We start from the raw sequence: 25,995 nt of genomic DNA, 5'->3' as shown, positions 1-25,995 counted from the left end.
CAAGGAAGGCGATAACGCGAAGAGAAGGTGATGCTTGTTATGAGTCGTACATTTATTTCAGTGGATGAATTAAAGCGTAATTTTGCAGAGATCAAGCCCGGCATGCGGCCCAAAGAAGCTCAGGAGGAATCGAATCGCTGCTTATATTGCTATGATGCACCCTGCATTAACGCTTGTCCAACAGGGATTAATATTCCATCATTCATTAAGCGGATTGCAAGTGACAACATCAAGGGAGCTGCGCGCACAATAATGGATGCGAACGCGCTGGGCGCAAGTTGCTCACGTGTTTGTCCGACGGTGGAATTGTGTGAAGGTGCTTGTGTACTCAATCATTCCTCCAATCCGATTCGGATTGGCGATTTACAGCGTTATGCAACGGATTGGGCCATTCAGAAAAACCAGCAGCTATTTAAAGCGGGTCCTAATAACGGGAAAAAAGTTGCCGTCATCGGCGGCGGACCTGCGGGGCTTGCAGCTGCTCGTGAATTGGCAAGGTTCGGTTTTATAGTTTCCATCTATGAGGCTAGGTCGCTGGCAGGCGGACTGAACACTTATGGCATCGTATCTTTCCGACTGCCACAAGAAGTGTCGCTGTGGGAAGTGGAGCAAGTACGTCAGCTAGGTGTAGAGATTCATACGGGCGTTAAAGTTGGTGAGGATGTGACGATCGACAATCTGCTAGATCAGGTAGATGCGGTCGTACTAGCTGTTGGGATGTTCCGTGTACCGATGTTGGGGATTGAAGGGGAAGATCTTGCTGATGTATATGATGCCATTGAGCTTGTAGAGTCGACAAAGCAGGGTGAGGCTGTCGATTTCCATAATGCCAAGGTTGCGGTAATCGGGGCTGGAAATACAGCGGTGGATGCAGCGACGTGCTCGGTTCGGCTTGGTGCGAAGCAGGTGAAAATGTTGTATCGCCGGACACGTGAGGAGATGACGGCGTACGATTTTGAATACGAATTTGCAAAACAAGATGGAGTGGAGTTCCGTTGGCTAACAGCTCCTACACGTATTATTGGTAACGCCGAAGGGCGTGTTGTTGGATTGGAATGTGTACGGATGCGACTTGAAGACGATAAGGATGGAGGTCGCCCACGTCCAGTAGCAATTGCTGGTTCTGAGTTTACGATGGAAGTGGACGCGGTTGTGAAAGCGATCGGTCAGACGCGTCATTTACCACTTATCGAATCACTACAGGTTGAACATCGTCATGGTGTTGTGAAGGTAGATATGGATACATTCCAGACTTCGAATCCACGAATTTATGCGGCAGGGGATGTCATATTTGGCGATGGAAAGGGTGAAGCGATGGTAGTGGCAGCATCTCAACAAGGGAAGTTGGCAGCTCATGCAATCTATAAACAACTTATAGGGGAGGAATAGGCATGGCTGATTTACGTATAAATCTCGCTGGAATCACAGCTCCGAATCCATTCTGGCTTGCTTCTGCACCCCCGACGAATACAGGCTATCAAGTACAGCGTGCTTTCGAAGCGGGCTGGGGCGGTGCGGTTTGGAAGACGCTAGGCGATCCGATTATTAACACATCATCCAGATTTGCGGCTGTACATTTTAATGGGCAGCGAGTAGCTGGATTTAACAATATTGAGCTCATTACAGATCGACCACTCGAAGTGAATTTGAAAGAAATCTACGAAACGAAGAAACGTTTTCCAAATCATGCTGTTGTTGCTTCACTAATGGTTGAGCCTAAACAAGAAAAGTGGCATGAAATTGTCAAAAGGGTCGAAGCGATCGGTGTCGATGGTCTGGAGTTGAATTTCGGTTGTCCGCATGGGATGGCTGAGCGGGGAATGGGAGCTGCGTCGGGGCAGCAGCCTGACTTAGTAGAGGCACAGACGATGTGGGTGAAGGAGGTTGCGACGACGCCTGTTATTGTGAAGCTGACGCCGAATATTACGGACATAACGACGACTGCAAGAGCGGCTGTTCGAGGCGGTGCCGATGCAATCTCCTTGATTAACACGATCAACTCGCTAGCTGGCGTCGATTTGGATACGTGGAACACGATTCCGCATGTTGGTGGAAAAGGGGCGCACGGTGGTTATTGTGGCCCTGCAGTGAAGCCGATTGCGCTCAACATGCTGTCTGAGTGTGCCAGGGATCCGAGGGTAGGGGTGCCGATATCAGGAATTGGAGGTATCTCAACATGGCGTGATGCGGTCGAATTTATGTTGATGGGTGCATCCGGTGTACAAATTTGTACAGCAGCGATGCATCACGGATTCCGAATTGTTGAAGAAATGATCGAAGGTTTGAACGATTACCTGGATGATAAAGGTATTGCTAAAGTAACGGATATCATTGGACGTTCCGTGGATCGTTACTCCAACTGGGGAGATCTGGATCTGAACTATAAGATTGTTGCTAACATTAATACGGGTATTTGTATCTCTTGTAACAAGTGTCATATCGCATGTGAAGATACTGCCCATCAATGTATTGAGCGGCTTGTTGATACAAGCGGTAAGGCCTATCTCAAGGTACATGAGGAGGACTGTGTTGGCTGTAATCTATGCTCGATTGTGTGCCCAGTTGAGGGAGCGATCGATATGGTGGAAATCCCATCTAAGGAAGCACCTATGTCTTGGAACCAAAGGCAGCAGGCCTTGGCAGAACTAGCACGGACGCTGAATTGAAGGAGTCATGCAATAGAAACGGAGGCGACTGGATTGACGCTAAAGATCATTCGCAATGGAACGGTTGTAACGGCAAGGGATAAGTATCAGGCAGATATTCGCATACGTGATGGAAAGATTGAAGCGATTGGCGTGCAAATGGATGAGACGGATGCTGAAGTTGTTGATGTGTCAGGGTGCTATATTTTCCCAGGTGGTGTTGATCCGCATACGCATCTCGATATGCCATTTGGCGGTACAGTCACGACGGATGACTTCAAGACAGGCACAATAGCTGCTGCATTTGGTGGGACAACCACGATTGTAGATTTTTGCTTAACGAATAAAGGAGAACCGCTTCGTAGTGCGCTGCAAACGTGGCATGGGAAAGCAGAAGGAAAGGCGGTTATTGACTATGGCTTCCATCTCATGATCTCTGAAATTAACGATCAAGTACTTGAGGAGCTGCCGCAGGTCATTGAAGAAGAAGGTGTAACTTCCTTCAAAGTATTTATGGCCTATAAAAATGTACTGCAAGCCGATGACGGAACGTTATACCGCACACTTTTAACAGCGAAAGAACTCGGAGCACTCGTGATGGTGCATGCGGAGAATGGGGATGTGATCGATTATCTCATCCAAGAGGCACTAAAGAATGGTCAGACGGACCCCATTTATCATGCGCTTACTAGACCGTCGGAGTTAGAAGGAGAAGCAACAGGCAGGGCGGCCCGTCTTACGGCGCTCGCGAATTCCCGGCTGTATGTCGTACACGTGACTTGTGCAGAAGCGGTTCATCAAATTGCTGAAGCACGTAATCAGGGATTAGAAATTTGGGGTGAAACGTGTCCGCAATATTTGGTATTGGATCAATCCTATTTGGAGCGTCCAGCGTTTGAAGGAGCAAAATATGTATGGTCACCTCCGCTTCGTGAAGCTTGGCATCAAGATGTGTTGTGGAATGCGCTTAAGAATGGGCAATTGCAGACGATTGGGTCGGATCAATGTTCGTTTAATTTTAAAGGACAAAAAGAACTTGGTCTTGGCGACTTTAGTAAAATTCCGAATGGTGGACCGATAATTGAGGATCGGTTTAGTCTATTGTTTTCCGAAGGGGTACTGAAAGAGCGAATCTCCATTCATCAATTCGTTGATCTGGTGTCTACGCGCAGTGCGAAGCTATTCGGTCTTTTCCCGCAAAAAGGGACAATCGCCGTTGGCAGCGATGCTGATCTCGTCATCTTTGATCCGAATGCGAAGCGCGTCATATCTGCAGAAACCCATCATATGAATGTGGATTATAGCGCCTTTGAAGGAATGGAAGTGACGGGTGAGCCTGTCTCTGTGCTGTCACGAGGAGAATTTGTTGTGCGAAATAAGCAATTTGTTGGTGAGATCGGTTCAGGTCGTTTTGTAAAAAGGAAACCTTACAGCGTGAGCGTACAGTAGCGCGTGTGGAGATGCCGTTGTATTTTCCAAGGTAAGGAGGGGTGAGTGTGTCATTTTATCATGAAGTATTGGAAGAGAAGAGGCAAATCGATCGTTACATTAGTGAGCGATTTCGGATAAGCGTGGTGCAGGAAGATTTAAGCGGGATGAGGCTGGAACTTACACCGTCTGATTGCTCGGATAGTCTAATTCAACTACAGATTCTAACAGCAGAAGCGAGGACACACCTTGCCAATTTGCTGATCAAACAGTTCCAACGTGAACAAGTTGAAGCATAGTAAAGAGAGGAGCAATTTCATGACAGTTGGTACGAAAGAACGGTTGAACAATTTTATCGATGGGCAATGGGTGGCATCTGATTCTGTCAAAAGTGACCCCGTGTACAATCCTGCGACGGGTGAAGTCATTGCGGAGGTACCATTATCAACCAAAGATGAACTGAATCAAGCGGTTGAGGCAGCAGCTCGGGCATATGTGTCATGGAGCAAGACGCCAGTGCCGAACCGCACGCGCATTCTCTATGGGTTCATCCACCTGCTTAACAAGCATACGGAAGAGTTGGCATACTTGATTGTGAAAGAGCATGGGAAAAACTTAAAAGACTCACTCGGTGAGGTGCAGCGCGGGATTGAGACGGTTGAGGCTGCTACAGCAACCCCAGCACTCATGATGGGGCAGACTTTACCCGAAATCGCAACGGGTATTGAAGGCGCGGTCTATCGCTATCCGCTCGGAGTTGTAGCCGGGATTACACCGTTTAATTTCCCGATGATGGTTCCTTTGTGGCTGTTCCCAATGGCAATTGCGTGTGGGAATACGTTCGTGCTTAAACCTTCTGAGCGAACACCTCTATTAGCAGAGCGATTGGTACAGCTCATAATGGAAGCAGGTCTACCCCCAGGAGTCTTGAACCTTGTGCATGGAGCCCATGATGTTGTGAATGGAATCTTGGAGCATCCAACGATTCAAGCTGTGTCTTTCGTAGGATCACAACCTGTTGCTGAATATGTGTATCGGACAGGGACGGCCAATGGAAAAAGGGTGCAAGCACTCGCAGGCGCGAAGAATCATGCGATAGTCATGCCAGACTGCCATTTAGAAAAGACGGTTCAGGGAATTATTCTAGCTGCTTTCGCCAGTGCAGGAGAGCGCTGTATGGCAACTTCGGTTGTGGCTGTGGTGGATGAAATTGCAGATGAATTTATCGAATTGCTCGTCTCGGAATCGCAGAAATTGAAGGTCGGTGACGGGCTTGACCCGACCGCTTTTGTCGCACCGCTTATCCGAGATACCCACAAGCAGCGCGTCATTCGCCTCATTGAAAGTGGGGTTGTTGAGCAAGCAGACCTGCTGCTAGATGGACGCCATGCCGAGACGGATAATCCGAATGGCTATTACCTTGGAGCGACGATCTTTGATCATGTTACAACGGATATGAAAATATGGCAGGAAGAAATTTTCGCCCCGGTTCTGAGTATCGTTAGGATCAAGAGCTTAGATGAAGGTATCGCGCTAACGAATCAATCCAAGTTTGCCAACGGCGCGATTATTTATACATCATCCGGTGAACATATGCGGCACTTCCGTGAAAATATAGATGCCGGTATGATCGGAATTAATGTCAACGTACCTGCCCCGATGGCGATGTTCACTTTTGCCGGACACAAGGATTCATTTTACGGGGATTTGGGTGTGAACGGAACGGATGGTGTCTTGTTCTATACACGTAAGAAGATGGTGACCTCTAGGTGGTTTTGAATTTTGAGAGCGTCCGTCCTGCTCGGGACGAGACGCTTTTTTATTGCGTTGTTTTTTATTGACTGAATATGGAAATCATTTTATACTAAAATTACTTCATACGTTATTGTCACGTTATACTTAATTTTTGTTATACGTTTTAATGAATAATTATGAAATTAGGATTGAGAAGGGGTGCAAGGATGGTCAAATTGGTAGCTATTTATCGTATGCCGGAGGATGTTGAAGCTTTTAACAAACATTATGAAGAAGTACACAGTCCACTTGCGGCAAGTATGCCGGGACTACTCAAGTTGGAAGTTGGTCGCGTATACGGAACTCCGATGGGAGAAAGTGATTTGCACTTGATCGCTGAGATGTATTTTGAAAATCAAGAAGCGCTGAATAACGGCTTATCCTCACCAGAGGGTCGGGCGGCAGGGAAAGATTTACGCGGATTTGCAGGAAAGCTTGTCAGTATGTATTTTGTAGAGGTTGTTTAGGCACAGAATAGAAAGCGCTTTCTTGAAAGCAAAGAGGTGAAGCAAGTTCTATGAACCAGGATCAACCGATTGGCAATCATTTTAATCGATATCTCGGAATCGAAGTTCAACATCTGGATGAGGAAGGCTGTACGGCCATTTTAAAAATACGCCCTGAGCTGTATAACAGTCTCGGTACGGTTGTACATGGCGGGGTTACGCATACACTAGCAGATGTAGCAATGGGGCACGGTGCAGCGCCGCCGATCAATGGTGTACAGCAATGTGTCACGGTGGAATGTAAGATTAACTATCTTGCTCCTGCAAAGGGTGAGGTCTTAATTGCACAGTCTAAAGTTTTAAAAAGAGGAAAAATTATCGTCATGGAAGCCCGTGTGACGACAGATGACGGAAAGCTTGTCGCGATTGCACTTGGCACGTATGCACGGGTCAACCCAGAACATTTTCAAAGCGTAAAGGGGTAGTCGCATGTTATGTGAATCTGTCCTGCTGGAGAAGCAGGGTTATGTTGCGACCATTAGATTGAACCGTCCAGATGATAGGAATGCTTTGAATTACGAGACCTTGTTACAACTGGGGGAAAAGATTGAAGAGCTGCGGCTTGATACAAAAGAGACGAGAGTCGTGATTCTTACAGCATCAGGCATGGCATTTTGTGCAGGCGCTGATCTAAAGGAACGCAGAAGCTTAAATGAGCAGCAAGTCCGTCGCAATGTGAATAAAATTCGAGAGGTGTGTACAGCGCTGGAACGTCTGCCACAGCCGACGATTGCTGCTATGAACGGGCATGCGTTTGGTGGGGGATTGGAATTAACTCTTGCCTGTGATTTCCGATATGCCGTGCAAAGTGCAAAGCTCGGACTTACTGAGGTAAGCCTTGGGATTATTCCTGGGGCAGGAGGGACACAGCGTCTGCCGAGACTCATTGGGCTTGCGAAAGCGAAGGAATTGATTTTGACTGCACGTAAAATTTCGACACTCGAAGCACATACGTATGGCTTGCTAAATGCGGTTGCTGATGATCAGGATCATCTGATGGAACTGTCGAATCAGTTGGCTTCAGAAATATTGGCGAATGCCCCGCTTGCTGTGTATCAGGCCAAGTATGCGGTGGATCGTGGGTTTAGTACGGATTTGCAAACGGGTCTTGATTTGGAATCCAAAGCATATGAAGTTATTATTCCATCTACAGATCGTCTTGAAGCGTTAGAAGCATTTCGCGAAAAAAGAAAACCAATCTTTCGAGGTGAGTAACAGGAGAGAGAGGAATTGAGATGAGCTATACGCATATTCAGGAAGCAGTGGATCAGCAAGTCGGATTGATTACGTTAAATCGTCCCCAAGTGCTTAATGCACTTAATAGGAAGCTAATCGAAGAACTTGTGGATGCTTTGGAGCAGATGGATCGTAATGAAGAGGTACGGGTCATCGTGCTAACAGGTAATGATAGAGCGTTCGCTGCGGGGGCTGATATTAGTGAAATGGCAAATGAATCTGCCATTCAGATGCTGTTAAAGGATCAGTTCGCCGTGTGGGATCGCATCGCTTATGTGTCAAAGCCGATCATTGCAGCCGTCAGCGGCTTTGTGCTCGGAGGCGGGTGTGAGCTCATGATGAGCTGTGACATGGTGATCGCTTCCGAGACGACAAAGATCGGTCAGCCTGAGGTCAAGCTGGGAGTCATGCCAGGTGCAGGCGGGACGCAGCGATTAGCGCATGCAGTTGGGAAAGTGAAGGCGATGGAGATGCTGCTTACAGGAGAGCCGATCAATGCGGATGAAGCTTTACGCTATGGCTTGATCAACAAAGTGGTTCCGATTGAGGTTTATTTGCAGGAGGCAATCAAACTTGCAAGGCAGATTGCGAGTCAACCTCCTTTAGCGGTTCGTTTAATCAAGAAGTCGGTTCATAAAGCGGTCAGTCACTCGCTGGATGAAGGTATTGCTTTTGAACGCAATTGTTTTTACTTGTTGTTTGCAAGTGAAGATCAGACTGAAGGCATGCAAGCATTCATGAATAAGCGTAAGCCAAATTTCACGGGACGATAGGGGATGGCTTAGATGTACGAGACGATTTTGTACGAAATATCAGAAGGTGTTGCCCGCATTACCCTGAATCGTCCAGATAAATATAATGCTTTTACGCAGAAAATGCTCTTGGAAATCACGGAGGCACTAAAAGCAGCAAGTAAAGATTCTGTAGTTCGTTGTATCGTCCTTACTGGCTCAGGCAAAGCATTCAATGCAGGTCAAGATTTAACGGAGTATGGCGGAGATGATATTGATTTCGGTGGTGTGATCCGCACGTGCTACAATCCGATGGTTATCCAGATGCATCATACCGAAAAGCCGATCCTTGCAGCAGTTAACGGTGTTGCGGCAGGAGCGGGCATGAGTTTGGCACTAGCTTGTGATATCAGACTGGCTTCAGACAAAGCGGTGTTTGCGAATGCTTTTGTCAATATTGGGTTAGTCCCTGACTCAGGCGGCTGCTACTACCTGCCACGAATCGTTGGTATCGGCAAAGCGCTAGAACTTGCGATGTCGGGCGACAAAATATCAGCACAAGAAGCGTATCGCATCGGCATGGTCAATCAAGTCATTCCGAGTGCAGAGTTTGATGCGGCAGTTATGGCTTATGCGAGTAAGTTGGCAAATTTGCCGACAAAAGCGATCGGATTGATCAAACGTGCGATGTATAAGGGACTCCATATGTGCCTGGAAGAGACTTTAGAATATGAAGCCTTTTCACAAGCTATTGCGGGAAATACCGAAGACTTTAAAGAAGGTACCACAGCTTTTATCGAGAAACGGGCTCCAAAATTTACAGGAAAATAAAGGAGGGCAGATTGTGACTCCGTATCGAATTGGCGTCATTGGCGCAGGAACAATGGGTGCGGGAATTGCCCTAGTCTGCGCAAGTAAAAAGTATGATGTAATGCTGTTTGATTCCAATTTAGATGTCTTAGATAAAGCCAAGTCTTATATGCAAAAGACATTAGAGAATCAAGTTATTAAAGGCAGGATCAGTGATCAGGACAAAGCGGATACATTAGAACGCATCACTTGGGTTCAAAATATGAATGAGCTAACGGATGGCGATATCGTCATAGAAGCGGTGTCTGAGCGAATAGAGCTTAAGAAGTCGATATTCGCTGCGTTGACGGAAATTTGTCGACCTGATGCGCTGCTATTATCAAACACTTCTTCGCTCTCCATTACCGCCATTGCAGGAGGGTTAGCACATCCAGAGCGAATTGCAGGCATGCACTTCTTTAATCCGGCTCCCGTTATGCCACTTGTTGAAGTCATTCGGGGTAATATGACGGGAATGGAGCAGGCAGAGCGAGTGTTTCATTTTGCCGAGTCTCTTGGAAAAATAGCCGTCTATGCCAGTGATACACCAGGGTTTATCGTCAATCGCATTGCACGTCCCTTTTATAACGAATCGTTGCGAATCCTTCAAGATAAAGTGGCAACAGTGGAGCAGATTGATCATATTCTCACACAAGCTGGTGGATTCAAAATGGGTCCTTTTGCTTTGCAGGATCTAATCGGAATCGATGTGAGCTTCGCTGTAACAGAGTCGGTCTACACGAGCTTTTTTCAAGAAGGACGTTTTAAACCAAGTCGGATTCAGCAGCGTATGGTGCAAGCCGGCACATTGGGACGTAAGACAGGGGGAGGATTCTATGAATACAACTCCTGATAGCATTCTACTTGCTGGGCAAGGCCCCCTATATTCGGAATTACGGCAACTCATTGAGAGCATGAATTATCTTGTCATTACAACGGACAGCTACGAACAATCCCCTATGCCTGTACGACTTGCAATTGAAGTCACCAATTCAGATTTAACTTTGAAAAAGAATACCCTCCAACATCTAGACCACCTTCTCTCATCAGACATACCTATTCTCACCACTTCAATGGCATTTACAGCTACAGAATCTGCATCATGGACCACTCATTCAAATCGCGTATGCGGGTTTGGCACCTTTGTCCCTCTAATTGAAAGGCATTTGATCGAGATTGCTCCAGCCCTACAAACATCGCCTCCAATCGTGGAGCAAGCGGCAGCCTTTTTTCGATCACTTGGGAAAAATATTGCTGTCGTACAGGACGAAATTGGGCTCGTCTTCCCGAGGGTATTATCGCTCATCATTAATGAAGCGGTATTTACTGTAATGGAGGAGACAGCAACGATTGCAGACATTGATCTCGCGATGAAAAACGGTACCAATTACCCGTATGGCCCATTGGAATGGGCGGATCGGATAGGTCTGGATGAAGTTTACGCTGTTGTTTGTGGACTGCATCGGGATTTAGCAGAGGAGCGATATCGCCCGGCTCCGCTCCTGCGTAAGATGGTATTAGCAGGACGAATAGGCAGGAGCAGCGGTCAAGGCTTTTATTCGTATCAATCGGCAAGGGAAGGGGATCAAGCATGAAAACACCTGTTATTGTGGATGCGGTAAGAACGGCTATCGGTCGGTACGGTGGGGCATTAAAAGAAGTTCGAGCTGATGACCTAGGTAGCATTGTGATTCGTCAACTGCTTGAACGTAATTCGATTGATCCCGCTTTTATTGACGATGTCATGCTGGGTTGTGCGAATCAGGCAGGTGAAGATAATCGGGATGTCGCTAGAATGTCTACGCTTCTTGCAGGTTTGCCGGTATCTGTTCCTGGGGTGACGGTGAATCGTCTATGCGGCTCGGGGTTAGATGCCGTGAATCAATGTGCGAACGCGATTGCAGCAGGTAGTGGAGATGTGTACATTGCTGGTGGCACAGAAAGTATGACACGAGCTCCCTTCGTTATGCTCAAACCTGAAAGCGCTTATGGACGAGGCAATCAGCAGCTAATGGATACGACGCTTGGCTGGCGATTCGTTAATCCGAAGCTTGCGGATATGTATTACCCATATAGTATGGGGGAAACGGCAGAGAATGTGGCCGAACAGTATGGCGTTAGCCGTGAAGATCAAGATCAATTCGCATGGATGAGTCAGCAGAAATTTGCAAAGGCCAAGGCGGATGATAAATTTGCCAAAGAAATCGTTCCCGTTGAAATCGTCGGTCGTAAGGGTGAAGTGAATCTTTTTCAAGAAGATGAGCATCCAAGGCCGGATACGACAATCGAGCAGCTTGCAAAGTTAAAGCCAGCATTTCGTCAAGGTGGAACCGTAACAGCTGGTAATGCGGCAGGTTTGAATGATGGTGCCTCTGCTCTTCTTATGTTGTCAGATGAGATGGCGAATCATCTTGGATTGCAGCCTAAAGCGCGAGTGGTTGCATCAGCTGTTGCAGGTGTTGATCCGGCGATTATGGGGATAGGGCCTATACTTGCTACACGTAAGGCTTTGAATCAAGCAGGTCTTCAGATGGATGATATCGACCTAATCGAGCTCAATGAGGCGTTCGCAGCGCAAGTATTGGCTTGTATTCGGGAGTTGAAAATAGACCCATCACGCCTAAATGTGAATGGGGGCGCCATTGCAATCGGTCATCCGCTCGGATGCAGTGGGGCAAGAATGATGACCACGTTACTTTATGAAATGGAGCGGCGTGATGCTCGATATGGTCTCGCGACGATGTGCATCGGAGTGGGGCAAGGGATTGCAACCATTATTGAACGTATATAGAGGGGAATCTCACGATGAAATTAGTTCCACAAGTAGGGTTCTCGTCCATGCTTACAGTAACAGTCACGGAGCAAATGCGTCCAGTGTTTCACGATCAAGTCATTCATGATGTCATGTCGACCGTGTCGATGATTTATTATATGGAGCTAGCAGGTCGTGAATTATTGCTTCCATTATTGGAAGAAGGTGAAGAAGGTGCAGGGCTTGCAATGGATGTGAAGCACATCGGTCCTGCAGTTGTCGGGCAGGAAGTCACATTCCAAGCGACATGCACAGACCTCACGTCCAAGAGACTTGTATGTGAGGTCATTGCGAAGACGGATCAGAATATGGTCGGTAAGGGCACGTTCACACAAGCTATTTTTCAAAAACAAGATATGGTCGATCGAATTGAGCAGTTGAAGGCAAAAGTTCATTAGAGTCATAAGAAGTAATTCGTTAACAAAAGGATCGTTCTCGAAGGGAGGCGTGCGTTTTGGTGACCGATGGTAAATTAACCACGAAGTCAGTTGAACCGATCACGCATCAGATGAAGTTAGCAGACAAGGAATTGCCAGATTTGTTTCAGGTCCTGACACCAGATGGAGAGCTTTTACAACCGTTAGGAGAAGATTTGGATCAAGAATTGATGGTCAACATGTATGAGCAGATGAATCTGGTGCGGTTGTTTGATCGAAAGTCGATTCATTTGCAAAGACAGGGCAGAATGGGAACTTATGCACCATTTGAGGGACAAGAAGCTTCACAAGTTGGAAGTGCAATGGCACTTTCGCCACAAGATTGGATGTTCCCAACGTATCGCGATCATGCAGCAACGATTACACATGGTCAGCCGATGCAGCGTGTTTTTCTATACTGGATGGGGCATATGGATGCCAGTATTTGTCCAGAGGGGAAGCGCATACTGCCGCAGTGCGTACCGATTGCGACACAAATGGTTCATGCAGTAGGCGCAGCTTGGGGGAGTAAGCTGAAAGGAGAACCCAACGTGAGCATTGCTTACTTTGGCGATGGCGCAAGCTCAGAGGGTGATTTCCATGAGGCGCTCAACTTTGCAGGTGTTTTTAACGCGCCGGTCATTTTCTTTTGCCAAAATAATGGGTATGCGATTAGTGTGCCTTTTGACAAACAATCAGCATCCAGAACGATATCCCAACGGGCTGCCGCTTATGATATTCCTGGGATTCGGGTGGATGGTAATGACATATTTGCGGTATGGCTCGCTGTTAAAGAGGCAGTACAACGCGGGTTATCGGGTAAAGGTCCAACATTAATTGAAGCGATAACGTTCCGTTATGGCGCGCATACGACTGCGGACGATCCGAAGAAATATCGGGATCAAGATGTGCTATCTGAGCAGTGGCGCACCCAGCGGGATCCAATTCGTCGCCTGCGCTTATTTCTTGAAAAAAAGGGTTTGTGGAATGATTTGCTTGAAGAGAAGTTACACCAGAAGTTAAGTAATCAAGTGGAAGCAGCCTTAATGGATGCTGAAAGCTACCCCAAAACGAAACCTACCGCTATGTTCGAACATGTGTATGCGGAGGCACCTTGGCAAATTCGTGAGCAGGAGATGCAAATGCAGCAGATGATCGCGCAGGGAGGATTACGAACATGAGTCGTAAGTTTACGATTATACAGGCGATTACCGAAGCGATGGATCAAAAAATGGAAGAAGATCAGCGTGTTATGCTCCTCGGTCAAGATATTGGTGTGAACGGGGGCGTGTTTCGAGCTACAGAAGGGCTAATTGAAAAATATGGCCCCGAGCGTGTCGTGGATACACCACTTGCAGAGGCAGGCATTGTCGGATCTTCGATTGGACTCGCACTTAGTGGATTTATTCCGGTAGTCGAAATTCAATTTCTTGCTTTTATTCAGCCCGGTCTGGAGCAGATCGTCTCGCATGCAGCGAGAATGAGGTTCCGAACACGTGGGCAATTCCATGCAGGGATGGTCATTCGTACACCATATGGTGCAGGGATTCGTGGACCTGAGCTGCATTCGGAAAGCATCGAGACATTTTTTGCACATACACCTGGACTTAAAGTGGTCGTTCCGAGTAATCCATATGATGCAAAAGGGTTGCTCATTGCTGCGATTGAAGATCCCGATCCTGTTATTTTTCTGGAGCCTGCCAAGATCTATCGCGCGTTCAAGGATGAAGTACCGGAAGAGATGTACCGAGTACCACTTGGAAAAGCGAAGATCATACAGGAAGGTGAAGATGTCTCGATATTTGCTTGGGGTTCGATGATTCGGGTAGCGATGAATGCGGCGAAGCAGATTGAGCAGGAAAAGGGCTGGCGATGTGAAGTCGTCGATCTACGGACACTATATCCCCTTGATCGAGATACGATTATTGACTCTGTTAAAAAAACAGGTAGAGCGTTAATCGTTCATGAGGCGCACAAAACGATGGGGATCGGTGCTGAGATTATTTCCTTGATTAATGATGAAGCCCTTGTCTATTTACGAGCACCGGTGAAACGAATTACGGGCTTTGATGTTCCCGTACCGCAATTTTCGATAGAAGATGATTACCTGCCAACCGAGCATCGTGTCAAGCAAGGCATTGCAGAGACGATCCTTTTTTAGACAGGAAATTCTAGTTAAAAAACAAGCATGGCAAAGTAAGGAGGATCGCATTCATGGTGGAGTTTAAGCTGCCCGATGTAGGCGAAGGCATGCATGAAGGGGAGATTTCGAAGTGGCTTGTTAAAGAAGGCGATCATGTCAAGAAGGATCAACCCATTGTTGAAGTACAGACTGACAAGGTAAATGCGGAGCTATCGTCTCCTGTAACGGGCATTGTGAAAAAAATAATGTTCGCAGAGGGAGATACAGTCCAAGTTGGGCAAACAATGTTTGTGATTGACCATACAAGTGAAACGGAAGTGGCAGCTGCTGTAGTAGTCGAAGAGGATAAACAAACGGTATCCCTACATGCTCCCAAATCCAGACGCGTGCTTGCTACCCCGTACATTCGCCAATTAGCGAGGGAAATGAAGATCGATATTGAACAAGTACCTGCTTCTGGATCATCAGGACGTATAACCGAAGAGGACGTCCAGCGTTATGCCGCAAGTTTGAAGCATGAACAACCGGCTATTCCATCTTCCGATGTTTCATTAAATGGACCAAGTGTCAATTATTCCACAATCACCAGCCCGCGCGAGGAGCTGGAACAGCGTCATTCCATTAAGGGCATTCGCAAAAAGATCGCCGAGCACATGGTCAAATCTGTCTCGATTATTCCACATGTTACCCATGTCGATGAAATCGAAATGGACGCTTTACTCGTCATGCGAGAAAAGCTCAAAGCTGTTGCTGAACAGCGTTCGATCAAGCTTACATTTCTACCATTTTTCATAAAAGCTCTAAGCTTCGCCCTTAAAGAATTTCCGATGCTGAATGCATCCATTGATGATTCGACGAACGAAATGATCTTGAAACAGTATTATCACATTGGCATTGCCACAGATACGCAAGAAGGTTTGATCGTTCCGGTCATTAAGCACGCCGATCACAAGACGATTTTCCAATTAGCTGAAGAGATTAGCGCATTAGCTGCACAAGCAAGGGAAGGCAAGCTGACGTTGAATCAAATTACGGGTGGAACGTTTACGGTGAGCAATGTAGGTGCAATTGGTGGACTATATGCGACGCCTATCATTAATCACCCTGAAGTAGGCATTCTTGCTCTGCATAAGATGGAACCCCGTCATGTTGTTCGCCACGGAGAAAGTACAATTCGAGTCATGATGAATATGTCACTTTCCTTCGATCACAGGATCATCGACGGTGTGATGGCTGTGCGGTTCACGAACCGGATCAAGCAGCTACTAGAAAATCCAGAAATGCTCATAGTGGAGATGGTCTAATGGTAGTCGGAGAAATTGCAATTGAAACGGATGTTATTGTCATTGGCGGTGGTCCTGGTGGTTATGCGGCAGCGATTCGTCTTGGGCAGCTTGGAAAGTCCGTTATTTTAGTTGAGAAAGACTCCTTGGGTGGTGTATGCCTCAATCGTGGCTGCATTCCATCCAAAGCGCTGATTCACACGGCAGAGCAATTTTACAAGCTTGATTCATTAGGGAAAATGGGTATTCATTTGCCAGAAGGCAAATCTTGTTTTGATATGGGTGCTTGGCAGAGTTGGAAAGAAGGTACAGTAACGACACTTCAAAATGGTATTGTTCGTCTATGTCAGGAGAACGGAGTAACTGTCGTGAAGGGTCACGCGACTTTCTTTTCCAAAGATCGTGTTGGTGTGGAGACGGAGAAAGATTTCCAAACTTATAGGTTCGAACAAGCGATAATTGCGACCGGTTCTCGTCCTTTTATCCCCGGTTTTATAGAAGTGGATGGGACATATATACTGGATTCCAGCGATGCGCTTCAATTAACAGAGTTACCTAAGTGTTTATCGATTATCGGAGGCGGGTATATCGGGATTGAACTTGGAATGGCTTATGCTAAGCTAGGCTGCCAAGTGACGATCATCGAGATGGAGTCCCGGATTCTTCCACAAGTATCTGCTCATTTGGTCAAAGAAGTGGAGAAGCAAGCGAAGAAGCTTGGTATTGTCATTCGCACTTCAACCAAAGTGGAAAAGGCGGAGATCGAAGACGGTCAAGTTGCTCTTCATGTGTATGCGGAAGAACAAGATCATGATGTGATTACATCGGAAAAGACACTTGTAACCATTGGTCGTATTCCAAATACACAGGGTCTTGGCTTAGAGCAGCTTGGAATTGAGGTTGATGCACGTGGGTATGTGGCCGTAAATGCGCAATGTCGTACCACAGTACCCCATATTTTTGCGATTGGGGACATAACACCGGGGGTTGCACTTGCTCATCGCGCAACTAGGCAAGGCATTATCGCTGCGGAAGTGATCGGAGGACTCTCAAGCGCCATGGATTCGACTTTTATTCCGTATGTTATTTTTTCAGAACCTCAGGTTGCAGGTGTTGGCATGACACGTGAGGAAGCCGAGCAACAAGGATACCGAATAAAGGTCGGGCATTTTCCATATCGCGCGAATGGGCGCGCTATGGCAGTAGACGCAACTGCTGGTTTTGCAGAAGTGATTGTGGACGCACAAAGTCACATGCTTCTGGGTATGCATGTTGTAGGTGATGATGCATCGAACTTAATTGGTGAAGGTGTACTAGCGCTTGAATTGGCCGCCCGAGTGGAGGATATTAGTTTGACAATGCACCCTCATCCGACACTTAGCGAAGTGTGGTTAGAAGCAGCTGAAGCAGCGTTGGGGCACGCCATTCATGTTGTGAACAAGGAACACTCCATTCTTTAACACACCTATATTTGTTGGTATAATAAACGAATGTGTACCAAATTGCGGAAATTGTCGAATGGAGCTGAATCAAGTTGAAGCCACAATCATTGCTTTTTACCATATATGGAGAATACGTTCGTCACCACGGTGGGGAAATTTGGGTTGGCAGCCTAACGCGTTTAATGGCGAATTTTGGCATGTCAGAGCAAGCCGTTCGTGTGGCGATCTCTCGAATCGTGAGTCAAGGGTGGCTAACCGCAAGAAAAATCGGGAATCGTTCCTATTATTCAATGACATCGAGAGGGAAGAAGCGTCTGGATGAAGCGGGTGCTCGGATCTATAAACAGACGCCAAGTCCGTGGGATGGCAAGTGGCATATGGCGACATACAGCATTCCTGAGAATAAGCGTGCGATGCGTGATCAATTACGTAAAGAGTTGTCTTGGTTAGGTTTTGGAATGCTTGCAAACAGCCTTTGGATTAGTCCCAACAACTTAGCTGATCGAGTGAAAGAAATAGCAGAAGCATATGAGATTACAGATTGTGTTGAAGTTTTTAGCTCCGAGCATATCGGAATGAGTACCGAACAGGAGCTAGTTGCAAAGTGTTGGAGCTTAGATAAGATCAATGCGGCCTACGAGGAATTTATTCATGTGTATCGTCCGCAGTTCGAGAAGCTGCAAGAACAAGTCCAATATAATCAAGACATATCAGACAGTGAGTGTTTTGTCGTGAAGACGCAGCTTGTTCATGAATATCGGAAGTTTCTTTTCATCGATCCAAGCTTGCCTAAAGAACTGCTGCCTGATTTCTGGATGGGGCATGAAGCTAATGAGTTATTCCGTCGTTATTATGCATGGCTTGATCCTGGAGCCAAACGATATTTTCTCCATTTATATGAAAATGCCCCTGATAAGAACTAGCATCATAAGATCAACATGGAGGTTTTTCGGAAACTTTTTAACCACACTCAAAAGTAAACGAAGACCTCTTTTTATTTAACATAACACAATGATATTATTACGTTAATTGAACGTTATATAAATGGAGCGTGATGTAAATGAGCGAATTAGAGGCAAATCAGCTTCAACATTTTCTTGATCGGATCGATAGAGGCGAGAAAATCGAAGCAGACGATTGGATGCCAGACGATTATCGCAAACAGCTCATTAAATTAATTTCCATGCATGCCATTAGTGAAATCATGGGTGCATTGCCGGAAAAAGAGTGGGTCCCGAAAGCACCGACACTGCGGCGTAAACTTGCCATTATGGCTAAAGTACAAGATGAGATGGGGCACGGTCAATTACTGCTGCGTGTCGTGGAGGACTTGCTCGCGCCGCTTGGTAAAACCCGTGAAGACCTCATGAATGATTTGTTTACAGGCAAGCTCAAGTTTCATAACGTGTTCCACATGCCTGCTACCACTTGGGCAGATGCGGGAATAATCGGATGGCTCGTAGATGGAGCGGCGATTATCACCCAGACGATGTCACTTGAATCCTCTTATGCTCCCTATGCCCGCGCTTTAACTCGTATTTGTGCCGAAGAGAAGTTCCATGCCCAACATGGTGAAAGCATCGTACTTACTCTTGCGGAGGGTACACCTGCACAATTCCAAATGCTTCAAGATGCAGTTACACGTTGGTGGATACCGCTGCTCATGTTCTTTGGCCCACCTGATAACGGGAAGATTTCCAGTAACCAGCAGATGAATATCCAATATAAGATTCGTACCCAGACGAATGAGGAGCTGCGACAAATCTTTTTGACGAAATATGTTCCACGTATTTTCCATCTCGGACTGACTTTACCAGATGATACGATTCATTACGATTCAGCCACCAAAATGTGGCACTACGAGCAGCCAGACTGGGATGAGTTCAAGCGGATCGTCAGCGGTCATGGGCCTTGTTCGGATCAGCGCTTACAGTTAAGGAAATTATCCTATGAAGATGCCAAATGGGTGCGGGATGCCCTTATGGCGAAGCAGCATCAAGCGGTTTAAGGGGGAGAAAGTGTGGAAAATCAACGAAATGACCCGAAATCGTTCATCGTATTTGAAGTGTTCAATCGAAAATCATCTTCTTCTCATTTCACTCACCAATTTAGCTTACTTGCTCCGAATCATGAGATCGCAATGGCAATGGCACGTGAAAATTTCTTGCGACGCGAAGCTTGTGATAATATCTGGGTCGTCAAGCGGGATGATATTTATGAACTTCCCCCTGAAGAGCGTCAATACTTGGAGCGACTTGATAACAAAAGCTACCGAGAAACGAAAGGCTATGGCGATTTACAGACCAAATGGCGCCATCATAAGGAACGTTATGAGCAAAATAAGTTGAATGAACTAAAGGATGGTTGACGATGGACATTAACGAACGAATCGGAACGGTTGAAACGGTTGGTCGTGCCAATCAGCGTCCAGAATATGCAGTTGCTTTAAAGGAGTTATTGTTTCAATTAGCAGATGATGATTTCATTCTCGCTTATCGAGGATCGGAATGGTTAGGGCTTGCGCCGCATATAGAAGAAGATGTTGCGTTCTCATCCATGTCGCAAGATATGATGGGTCATGCGGTAATGTTTTACTCCTTACTTGAAGAGTTGGGAGCAGGGAATGCAGATGCCTTAGCACAGCTTAGACCACCCGAGCAATTCCGCAATGCAGTGCTGGTAGAACGAGTAAACGGCTCAGGGGATTATCTGAATCAACCTCACTATGATTGGATGTATGCCATTGTGCGCTTTTACATTTATGGCATGGTCAAACAGATTCGTTTGGAATCATTGATACAGTCATCATTTATCCCACTAGCTCATCTTGCACGAAAAATGATAACGGAGCATCGCTATCATATGATGCATTGGCAAATTTGGATGAGTCAGCTGGCAAACAGTACAGAAGAAGCTTATACGCGTATGGCTCAAGCCATCGAGAAAGTTTGGCAAGATCTGCATGGTTTGTTAAGCCAAGGACCGCATGGCGCAGGGATTGCAGCAAGTGGTCTCATGGATGCAGAAGTCGTATTGCAGGAACGCTTTTACAAAAAGGTGCAAGACGCTTTCGCTTCAATAGGTATCGCATGGCTAGGAGAACCGCAAGCATCCAAGATAGACGGTCGCGCATGTCAGCATACGGAAGAGCTTGCAAGCGCACTTGCTAATTTATCCGAAGTATACAAACTTGATCCGACTGCGAATTGGTAAAGGAGTGCATCTGAATTGGAAGTAAATGAAGGTGTACAACGTCAGCAATTATTGTGGCAGTTATTAGATGAGGTGAAAGATCCTGAGATTCCACCTGTCAGCATGGTGGAGATGGGAATGATTCATTCTGTATACGACCATGATGGAATCATCACGATTGAAGTTTTACCTACTTTTCTGGGGTGTCCTGCTCTAGACATAATGCGCAATGCGATTGTCGGGAAGTTGACAGGTGTTGACGGTGTAAGGGAAGTCCATGTTAACTTTATTCATGACCCTGCATGGTCCTCAGATCGAATTAATGATGCGGCAAGGGAGAAGCTTAGACAATTCGGGATTGCCCCGCCTCCAAGAAATATCCGCCCCGATGATCCATGGGAAATTGAATGTCCTTATTGCAACTCTTTGTATACAACCTTAGATAACCTATTCGGACCGGCGGCATGTCGCAGCATTTTATATTGCAAACAATGTAAGAATCCATTTGAAGCGTTAAAACCGGTGTAATAGCCGAATTTTCATGGAGGTGTTCAAATATGGAAGATATGAAATCAATGTTCATTAACGGTGAATGGTCAGAATCAGTAAGCGGAGAAACGCTTGCTGTCATCAATCCTGCTACGGGAGATCATGTAGGTGTTGTTAGCTATGGTGATGGCCGTGATGCAGACAAAGCGATAGATGCTGCACATGCAGCCTTTTCTAGTTGGTCGCAATTGACAGCCAGAGAGCGCTCTAAATACCTATACAATTTATATGAACTTGTACGTAATCATCGGGATGAGTTAGCTGAGATCGTATCGATGGAGATGGGGAAGCCCCTTCGTGAAGCGAAGGGCGAGGTGCTCGGTGCCGCAGATAATTTTATGTGGTATGCAGAAGAGGCGAAGCGAGTTTATGGTGAAACTGTACCTTCTTCAGTTCCCAATAAACGGATCATGGTTCTGCGTCAACCCGTTGGCGTTGTAGCAGCCATTACCCCTTGGAATTTCCCAGTTAATATGGCGGCTCGCAAACTTGCACCAGCACTAGCAGCAGGTTGCACCGTTGTATGGAAGCCAGCAGAGAGCACACCACTCAGCGCGATTCGTTTATTCCAGCTATTCGAGCAAGCAGGTTTCCCAAAAGGTGTCGTGAATATGGTTGTGGGCAAACCTGAGTCAGTCGGTCAAGCATTTATCGACAATCCGAAGGTTCGTAAAATAACATTTACAGGATCGACGCGTGTAGGTAAATTGTTGATGGAAGGTGCAGCCAAGCAAGTCAAGCGTGTAAGTATGGAGCTTGGCGGACATGCGCCATTTATCGTATTTGACGATGCGAATATAGATGCAGCTGTTGAAGGATTATTTGAGAGCAAGTTCCGTAATTGCGGTCAAACATGCATTAGCGCGAATCGCCTCTATGTGCATGAAGCGATCGTGGAATCTTTTACCGAAAAATTGGTGGATCGATTGAAAAAGGCTAAGGTTGGAGATGGCAGGAAAAAAGATACCGAGATTGGGCCGTTAATTAATGAACGTGGCTTAAGCAAAGTATTGGATCAGATTCAAGATGCCAAAGCGCAAGGTGCGCGCGTCGCGCATGGCGGTAGTAGATTGATCGAAGGGGATTACGGTAGAGGCTTTTTTATCGAGCCGACAGTCCTTGTCAATGCGACAGAGGATATGAAAATTGTATATGAAGAAACGTTTGGTCCTGTCATTCCGATCATTTCTTTTAAAGATGAAGCATCCGCAATTGCAATGGCGAATAATTCGAATTATGGTCTTGCTGCTTATGCATTTTCCGAGAATGTAAGCCGCTGCTTCCGAGTAGCAGAGCAGTTGGAGTATGGGATTGTAGGCATCAATGACGGTGTTCCGACTCAGACACAAGCACCTTTCGGTGGAATGAAAGAAAGTGGAATTGGCCGTGAAGGCGGAGTTTACGCCATGGATGGATTTTTAGAAACGAAATTTGTTTCAATTACAGTGTAAGTCATAACAAAGGACAGTTCCTTATAGAAAGGGGCTGTCCTTTTTATTTTTTAAGGGAAATAAAATATGGGTTTATAAAAATTGGTATAATATTACCAATTAATCATGATATAAATTTTATCCAGGAGGGGTAGTCGCATGTGCGGTAGGTACACGATCACAGTAACAGAGGAAGAACTCATGCTGCGATTCTCTATATATGGGGACAGACCTGTTCAATATGAACCTCGATACAATCTTGCACCCGGACAAATGCTGCCGGCGATTATTCATGATGGGCAGCATAATCGTCTAGGTCCGTTGCGCTGGGGATTAATTCCGAAATGGGTGAAGGATGAGAAGATTGGTTTCCAAATGATCAATGCAAGAGCAGAGTCGTTGCTGGAAAAGCCTGCCTTTCGCGTTCCTTTTTTTCGTAAACGCTGCTTAATTCCTGCGGATGGATTCTATGATTGGCAGCGAATTGGACGGGACAAGCAGCCGATGCGAATTGTGATGAAGAGCGGCGGTCTTTTTGCAATGGCAGGTTTATATGATACTTGGGTGGCTGCGGATGGTCGTAAGATCAGCTCGTGCACCATTATTACAACATCTTCGAATGAGGTTGTCGCGCCTATTCATGATCGCATGCCGGTCATTGTGAGCCGAGAGAACGAACAGTTATGGTTAAACCGTGATGTTCAAGACGCTTCACTCTTGCAAAAGGTACTCGTTCCCTTTCCTGCTGCAGACATGCACGCTTACCCCGTATCACAGCAAGTAGGTCATGTATCCAATGATCGCCCTTCACTCATTGAGCCTTGCGGCATGGATACACTATTTTGATATAAGCCCCAATCGAAATTGTGACCATGGATATTTTTGAATAGTATGTAAAATTTATTTCATATTTATTGAGAATCATTTACATGTAGGAATCACTCGATTTATAATTAAATCTGAAAATACGAATGATTTGGAGCTGAGAAAATAATGAATATTAAAGAAGCGATTCAAAATAGACGCAGTATAGGAAAAGTAAAACCAGATGCAGTAGATCCAAAGTTAATCGAAGAAATGTTGGAGGCGGCGACTTGGGCGCCGAATCATAAGAAGACAGAACCTTGGCGCTTTTTTGTAATGACGGGGGAAGGCCGTAATGTACTTGGACAAGCATATGCAGACATTGCTCTTGAAGGTCAAGATGATGAGCTTGCAGGTGAGCTTTTGGAGCAATTCCGTAGTAAACATGCACAAAAGGCTTTCCGTTCACCAGTCATTATTGGAATTGCCGCAACACCTTCTCCAGATGCTACATGGATCGAAGAGATGGCAGCAGCACATGCAGCAGTTCAAAATATGCTATTAACTGCACATGCTTTAGGCTTGGGTGCAGTATGGCGTACAGGTGACCCAACTTATCATGAGAAGATGTCCGCAGCCTTTGGTCTTAATGCAGGAGAACAAATGGTTGGGTTTGTATATGTAGGATATCCAGACATGGATCAGCCGCAAGGCAAACGTGTCTCGTTTCAAGATAAAACAGTTTGGTTAAACTCCTAATTGGAATGAATGAGTCGATTCTATTTTTCGCGACACCTTTAGATTTTAGGCAATGGCTTACAGCGCATCATCAGGATAAACAAGAACAATGGGTCGGATTTTATAAAATAAATTCGGGTAAACCTAGTATGACATGGCCAGAGTCAGTGGATGAAGCACTGTGTGTAGGTTGGATTGATGGCTTGCGTAAAGGTATTGACGAGGTAAGCTACAAGATCCGATTTACGCCGCGTAAACCAGGCAGTATCTGGAGTGCAGTCAATATTGAACGCGTGGAACACTTAACGAATCAAGGACGGATGCAAGCAGAAGGACAGCAAGCATTTGAGAAGCGCTCTACAAAGAAATCTGTCGTTTATTCCTATGAACAGGGAGATTTGAAATTAGATGATGCTTCGGAACAACAGTTTCGTGCGAACAGTGTGGCTTGGGACTTTTTTATGAAGCAGGCTGAATCTTATCGTAAGAAATTAATATGGTGGGTTATCAGCGCGAAGAAGGAAGAGACGAGATTGAAGCGGCTGTCGCAATTAATTGCAGTTTCAACCGAAGGTAAGCGCATGTAAAGATAACATGAGGTTCAAAGTGAATTTTCGTCAATCTTTCCTTCCTCTCGAATTGATGTATAATGAAGGCAGATATGAGAAGGAGTGACGGGTATGCTGACGATTACAGGCTATAGTGTGGAATTAATCAAAGATCCATTTGGTATCTTAACTGGAGAGCGTTATGAATTTTTAGTTGATATTGAGGTTCCTGAGGATGATGAACTTCATTCTGATAAAGGTTTATATGTAAGAGCTGTTTATCGTGTAGATGAAAATAAGACTGAAATGATCAAGCACGAAATAATAGAACGTGAAACGGAGCAAATTCTCGATTTTGAACTGGAAGATGAAGAAGCTGCTGTACTCGATGCTTTCTGTAAAGAGAAGTTAATCCAAGCCGTTGAATAGATAAAAATGAGTGAGGGATAAGTAAATCTGGGTGATCATCGGATTTAGTTATCCTTTTTATTTGTAAAGGTGGCAGATAGCTATGATAAAAAGATTGTACCGTGCACGAATCGTCTTATCCGTTGCAGTTGTCTTTCTTGTTGGTTGCTCCGTTAGTAGTGGACAAGCTCAGAAAGGATCAATAAGCCCAACTGTTAGTCCAACCTCATCCCCCGTTTCAACTCCATTTGCTACACCTGTATCGTCACCAGATCATTCACTAGACAGACAGAAGATTATCGACCAGTTTGCGGATAAATCTCCTACGCAATGGGGAGAGAAAGTCACAGGTGTGCGAACAAGATTACAAACAAAAGATAAAGCCATCGCCTTAACTTTTGACGCTTGTGGGGGCGGCCCAGCAGGTAATGGATATGATAAGGAGCTGATCGATTATCTCACGCAAGAAAAAATTCCTGCGACCTTATTCATTAATGCACGCTGGATCGATGCGAATCCTGAACTTTTTCAACGGTTAGCAGCAAATCCTCTATTCGAATTAGAGAATCATGGACATGAACATCGACCTTTGTCTGTGACAGGGAAGTCCATTTATAACATTCGGGGTACGAAAAACGTTGGAGAAGTTATAGATGAGGTGCAAATGAACGCTGATAAAATAGAAGCATTAACAGGTCGTCGTCCGCAGTTTTTTCGTTCGGGTACGGCTTATTATGACGAAATAGCTGTAAAAGTTGTGAATGCACTTGGAATGCAAGTAGTGAATTTCAACGTGTTAGGTGATGCGGGAGCAACTTTTAATGCCGAGCAAGTTGATCAAGCATTGTCCCAAGCTAAGTCCGGATCTATTGTGCTTTGTCATATGAATCACCCAGAGAAAAGCACGGCAGAGGGGGTTATGAAAGCCGTTCCCAAACTGAAGAAAACTGGGGTTATATTCGTGAAGTTGTCAGCATACCCGCTTGAATAAGTTCAGATTGAGCACAATCGTGTTATAATGAGGGAATAAGGTTAATAAAG

The 25,995-nt window shown here is 45.8% G+C and carries 29 protein-coding genes; all 29 read left to right on the top strand.

The features are described from left to right. The first annotated feature begins 39 nt into the window (after positions 1-39). The 29 genes from ACSBOP_RS13330 to ACSBOP_RS13190 all read left to right on the top strand — a co-directional run bounded on the left by ACSBOP_RS13330 (position 40) and on the right by ACSBOP_RS13190 (position 25,945). Entirely contained in the window at positions 40-1,389 is a 1,350-nt protein-coding gene (locus ACSBOP_RS13330) for an NAD(P)-dependent oxidoreductase (RefSeq protein WP_442601019.1), read from the top strand. 2 nt (positions 1,390-1,391) lie between these two features. Beyond that, positions 1,392-2,666: an NAD-dependent dihydropyrimidine dehydrogenase subunit PreA gene (gene preA / locus ACSBOP_RS13325; protein WP_442601018.1), complete on the top strand. Its 1,275-nt coding sequence runs from the start codon at positions 1,392-1,394 to the stop codon at positions 2,664-2,666. Positions 2,667-2,699: 33 nt separating this feature from the next. Beyond that, positions 2,700-4,094 (top strand): dihydropyrimidinase, encoded by a 1,395-nt coding sequence (hydA, locus tag ACSBOP_RS13320; RefSeq protein WP_442601017.1) that lies wholly within the window; start codon positions 2,700-2,702, stop codon positions 4,092-4,094. Between the two features lie 47 nt (positions 4,095-4,141). Beyond that, entirely contained in the window at positions 4,142-4,372 is a 231-nt protein-coding gene (locus ACSBOP_RS13315; protein WP_442601016.1) for a hypothetical protein, read from the top strand. Between the two features lie 19 nt (positions 4,373-4,391). Then, positions 4,392-5,852, top strand: a complete 1,461-nt coding sequence (locus ACSBOP_RS13310; RefSeq protein WP_442601015.1) for a CoA-acylating methylmalonate-semialdehyde dehydrogenase — start codon at positions 4,392-4,394, stop codon at positions 5,850-5,852. 182 nt (positions 5,853-6,034) lie between these two features. After that, on the top strand, positions 6,035-6,334 hold the full coding sequence (locus tag ACSBOP_RS13305; RefSeq protein ID WP_442601014.1) for an EthD family reductase: 300 nt from the start codon (positions 6,035-6,037) through the stop codon (positions 6,332-6,334). 50 nt (positions 6,335-6,384) lie between these two features. After that, positions 6,385-6,798, top strand: coding sequence for a PaaI family thioesterase (locus tag ACSBOP_RS13300; RefSeq protein ID WP_442601013.1), 414 nt, complete (start codon positions 6,385-6,387; stop codon positions 6,796-6,798). Positions 6,799-6,802: 4 nt separating this feature from the next. Further along, positions 6,803-7,588 (top strand): enoyl-CoA hydratase-related protein, encoded by a 786-nt coding sequence (locus ACSBOP_RS13295; protein ID WP_442601012.1) that lies wholly within the window; start codon positions 6,803-6,805, stop codon positions 7,586-7,588. 20 nt (positions 7,589-7,608) lie between these two features. After that, on the top strand, positions 7,609-8,382 hold the full coding sequence (locus ACSBOP_RS13290) for an enoyl-CoA hydratase-related protein (RefSeq protein ID WP_442601011.1): 774 nt from the start codon (positions 7,609-7,611) through the stop codon (positions 8,380-8,382). A 12-nt stretch (positions 8,383-8,394) separates the two neighbouring features. Next, positions 8,395-9,171, top strand: a complete 777-nt coding sequence (locus tag ACSBOP_RS13285; protein ID WP_442601010.1) for an enoyl-CoA hydratase-related protein — start codon at positions 8,395-8,397, stop codon at positions 9,169-9,171. 52 nt (positions 9,172-9,223) lie between these two features. Beyond that, positions 9,224-10,042 carry a 3-hydroxyacyl-CoA dehydrogenase NAD-binding domain-containing protein gene (locus ACSBOP_RS13280; protein ID WP_442604473.1) on the top strand — a complete coding sequence of 273 codons (819 nt, stop codon included), beginning with the start codon at positions 9,224-9,226 and terminating at the stop codon, positions 10,040-10,042. Continuing rightward, entirely contained in the window at positions 10,026-10,784 is a 759-nt protein-coding gene (locus tag ACSBOP_RS13275) for a 3-hydroxyacyl-CoA dehydrogenase family protein (RefSeq protein ID WP_442601009.1), read from the top strand. Before ACSBOP_RS13280 ends, ACSBOP_RS13275 begins: the two co-directional genes overlap by 17 nt. Continuing rightward, on the top strand, positions 10,781-11,980 hold the full coding sequence (gene pcaF, locus ACSBOP_RS13270; RefSeq protein ID WP_442601008.1) for a 3-oxoadipyl-CoA thiolase: 1,200 nt from the start codon (positions 10,781-10,783) through the stop codon (positions 11,978-11,980). Before ACSBOP_RS13275 ends, pcaF begins: the two co-directional genes overlap by 4 nt. 14 nt (positions 11,981-11,994) lie before the next feature. Beyond that, positions 11,995-12,399, top strand: coding sequence for a thioesterase family protein (locus tag ACSBOP_RS13265; protein WP_442601007.1), 405 nt, complete (start codon positions 11,995-11,997; stop codon positions 12,397-12,399). Positions 12,400-12,509: 110 nt separating this feature from the next. Then, positions 12,510-13,598 (top strand): pyruvate dehydrogenase (acetyl-transferring) E1 component subunit alpha, encoded by a 1,089-nt coding sequence (pdhA, locus tag ACSBOP_RS13260; protein ID WP_442604472.1) that lies wholly within the window; start codon positions 12,510-12,512, stop codon positions 13,596-13,598. Beyond that, on the top strand, positions 13,595-14,578 hold the full coding sequence (locus ACSBOP_RS13255) for an alpha-ketoacid dehydrogenase subunit beta (protein ID WP_442601006.1): 984 nt from the start codon (positions 13,595-13,597) through the stop codon (positions 14,576-14,578). The genes pdhA and ACSBOP_RS13255 overlap by 4 nt, the downstream gene beginning before the upstream one ends. A 53-nt stretch (positions 14,579-14,631) precedes the next feature. After that, complete coding sequence (locus tag ACSBOP_RS13250; protein ID WP_442601005.1) at positions 14,632-15,864, top strand: dihydrolipoamide acetyltransferase family protein; 1,233 nt, start codon at positions 14,632-14,634, stop codon at positions 15,862-15,864. Next, positions 15,864-17,303 carry a dihydrolipoyl dehydrogenase gene (lpdA, locus tag ACSBOP_RS13245; RefSeq protein ID WP_442601004.1) on the top strand — a complete coding sequence of 480 codons (1,440 nt, stop codon included), beginning with the start codon at positions 15,864-15,866 and terminating at the stop codon, positions 17,301-17,303. Before ACSBOP_RS13250 ends, lpdA begins: the two co-directional genes overlap by 1 nt. 74 nt (positions 17,304-17,377) lie before the next feature. After that, positions 17,378-18,208, top strand: coding sequence for a phenylacetic acid degradation operon negative regulatory protein PaaX (gene paaX, locus ACSBOP_RS13240; RefSeq protein WP_442601003.1), 831 nt, complete (start codon positions 17,378-17,380; stop codon positions 18,206-18,208). A 137-nt stretch (positions 18,209-18,345) separates the two neighbouring features. Continuing rightward, positions 18,346-19,293: a 1,2-phenylacetyl-CoA epoxidase subunit PaaA gene (gene paaA, locus ACSBOP_RS13235; RefSeq protein WP_442601002.1), complete on the top strand. Its 948-nt coding sequence runs from the start codon at positions 18,346-18,348 to the stop codon at positions 19,291-19,293. A gap of 12 nt (positions 19,294-19,305) precedes the next feature. Continuing rightward, on the top strand, positions 19,306-19,653 hold the full coding sequence (gene paaB, locus ACSBOP_RS13230) for a 1,2-phenylacetyl-CoA epoxidase subunit PaaB (RefSeq protein ID WP_442601001.1): 348 nt from the start codon (positions 19,306-19,308) through the stop codon (positions 19,651-19,653). A gap of 2 nt (positions 19,654-19,655) precedes the next feature. Next, entirely contained in the window at positions 19,656-20,498 is an 843-nt protein-coding gene (paaC, locus tag ACSBOP_RS13225) for a 1,2-phenylacetyl-CoA epoxidase subunit PaaC (protein WP_442601000.1), read from the top strand. Between the two features lie 15 nt (positions 20,499-20,513). Then, positions 20,514-21,005, top strand: coding sequence for a 1,2-phenylacetyl-CoA epoxidase subunit PaaD (gene paaD / locus ACSBOP_RS13220; protein ID WP_442600999.1), 492 nt, complete (start codon positions 20,514-20,516; stop codon positions 21,003-21,005). Positions 21,006-21,034: 29 nt separating this feature from the next. Beyond that, positions 21,035-22,477, top strand: a complete 1,443-nt coding sequence (locus tag ACSBOP_RS13215) for an NAD-dependent succinate-semialdehyde dehydrogenase (RefSeq protein WP_442600998.1) — start codon at positions 21,035-21,037, stop codon at positions 22,475-22,477. Positions 22,478-22,615: 138 nt separating this feature from the next. Further along, entirely contained in the window at positions 22,616-23,302 is a 687-nt protein-coding gene (locus tag ACSBOP_RS13210; protein WP_442600997.1) for an SOS response-associated peptidase, read from the top strand. Between the two features lie 147 nt (positions 23,303-23,449). Beyond that, a complete protein-coding gene (locus ACSBOP_RS13205; protein ID WP_442600996.1) occupies positions 23,450-24,019 on the top strand; it encodes a nitroreductase family protein in 570 nt (189 codons plus the stop codon). Further along, positions 24,004-24,585 (top strand): YdeI/OmpD-associated family protein, encoded by a 582-nt coding sequence (locus ACSBOP_RS13200; protein ID WP_442600995.1) that lies wholly within the window; start codon positions 24,004-24,006, stop codon positions 24,583-24,585. The genes ACSBOP_RS13205 and ACSBOP_RS13200 overlap by 16 nt, the downstream gene beginning before the upstream one ends. A 93-nt stretch (positions 24,586-24,678) precedes the next feature. Next, positions 24,679-24,975, top strand: coding sequence for a DUF6509 family protein (locus ACSBOP_RS13195; protein ID WP_442600994.1), 297 nt, complete (start codon positions 24,679-24,681; stop codon positions 24,973-24,975). An 82-nt stretch (positions 24,976-25,057) separates the two neighbouring features. Continuing rightward, a complete protein-coding gene (locus ACSBOP_RS13190) occupies positions 25,058-25,945 on the top strand; it encodes a polysaccharide deacetylase family protein (RefSeq protein ID WP_442600993.1) in 888 nt (295 codons plus the stop codon). Positions 25,946-25,995 lie beyond the last annotated feature (50 nt).

This window comes from Paenibacillus sp. KN14-4R (assembly GCF_052180255.1).
Lineage (GTDB): Bacteria > Bacillota > Bacilli > Paenibacillales > NBRC-103111 > Paenibacillus_AM.
The sequence above is the reverse complement of the archived record's forward strand: the minus strand, read 5'-3'. Positions and strand labels throughout refer to the sequence as shown.

Bases quoted from the DNA above. Each gene is read 5' to 3' on its own strand.
- ACSBOP_RS13255 (WP_442601006.1), top strand. From the start codon at position 13,595: ATGAGTCGTAAGTTTACGATTATACAGGCGATTACCGAAGCGATGGAT.
- ACSBOP_RS13305 (WP_442601014.1), top strand. From the start codon at position 6,035: ATGGTCAAATTGGTAGCTATTTATCGTATGCCGGAGGATGTTGAAGCT.
- paaA (WP_442601002.1), top strand. From the start codon at position 18,346: ATGAGCGAATTAGAGGCAAATCAGCTTCAACATTTTCTTGATCGGATC.
- pdhA (WP_442604472.1), top strand. From the start codon at position 12,510: ATGAAGTTAGCAGACAAGGAATTGCCAGATTTGTTTCAGGTCCTGACA.
- ACSBOP_RS13310 (WP_442601015.1), top strand. From the start codon at position 4,392: ATGACAGTTGGTACGAAAGAACGGTTGAACAATTTTATCGATGGGCAA.
- ACSBOP_RS13290 (WP_442601011.1), top strand. From the start codon at position 7,609: ATGAGCTATACGCATATTCAGGAAGCAGTGGATCAGCAAGTCGGATTG.
- ACSBOP_RS13265 (WP_442601007.1), top strand. From the start codon at position 11,995: ATGAAATTAGTTCCACAAGTAGGGTTCTCGTCCATGCTTACAGTAACA.
- ACSBOP_RS13190 (WP_442600993.1), top strand. From the start codon at position 25,058: ATGATAAAAAGATTGTACCGTGCACGAATCGTCTTATCCGTTGCAGTT.
- ACSBOP_RS13205 (WP_442600996.1), top strand. From the start codon at position 23,450: ATGAATATTAAAGAAGCGATTCAAAATAGACGCAGTATAGGAAAAGTA.
- ACSBOP_RS13215 (WP_442600998.1), top strand. From the start codon at position 21,035: ATGGAAGATATGAAATCAATGTTCATTAACGGTGAATGGTCAGAATCA.
- pcaF (WP_442601008.1), top strand. From the start codon at position 10,781: ATGAAAACACCTGTTATTGTGGATGCGGTAAGAACGGCTATCGGTCGG.
- paaC (WP_442601000.1), top strand. From the start codon at position 19,656: ATGGACATTAACGAACGAATCGGAACGGTTGAAACGGTTGGTCGTGCC.
- ACSBOP_RS13250 (WP_442601005.1), top strand. From the start codon at position 14,632: ATGGTGGAGTTTAAGCTGCCCGATGTAGGCGAAGGCATGCATGAAGGG.
- ACSBOP_RS13280 (WP_442604473.1), top strand. From the start codon at position 9,224: ATGGGTGCGGGAATTGCCCTAGTCTGCGCAAGTAAAAAGTATGATGTA.
- ACSBOP_RS13275 (WP_442601009.1), top strand. From the start codon at position 10,026: ATGAATACAACTCCTGATAGCATTCTACTTGCTGGGCAAGGCCCCCTA.
- ACSBOP_RS13300 (WP_442601013.1), top strand. From the start codon at position 6,385: ATGAACCAGGATCAACCGATTGGCAATCATTTTAATCGATATCTCGGA.
- ACSBOP_RS13285 (WP_442601010.1), top strand. From the start codon at position 8,395: ATGTACGAGACGATTTTGTACGAAATATCAGAAGGTGTTGCCCGCATT.
- ACSBOP_RS13330 (WP_442601019.1), top strand. From the start codon at position 40: ATGAGTCGTACATTTATTTCAGTGGATGAATTAAAGCGTAATTTTGCA.
- ACSBOP_RS13195 (WP_442600994.1), top strand. From the start codon at position 24,679: ATGCTGACGATTACAGGCTATAGTGTGGAATTAATCAAAGATCCATTT.
- ACSBOP_RS13210 (WP_442600997.1), top strand. From the start codon at position 22,616: ATGTGCGGTAGGTACACGATCACAGTAACAGAGGAAGAACTCATGCTG.
- ACSBOP_RS13295 (WP_442601012.1), top strand. From the start codon at position 6,803: ATGTTATGTGAATCTGTCCTGCTGGAGAAGCAGGGTTATGTTGCGACC.
- preA (WP_442601018.1), top strand. From the start codon at position 1,392: ATGGCTGATTTACGTATAAATCTCGCTGGAATCACAGCTCCGAATCCA.
- lpdA (WP_442601004.1), top strand. From the start codon at position 15,864: ATGGTAGTCGGAGAAATTGCAATTGAAACGGATGTTATTGTCATTGGC.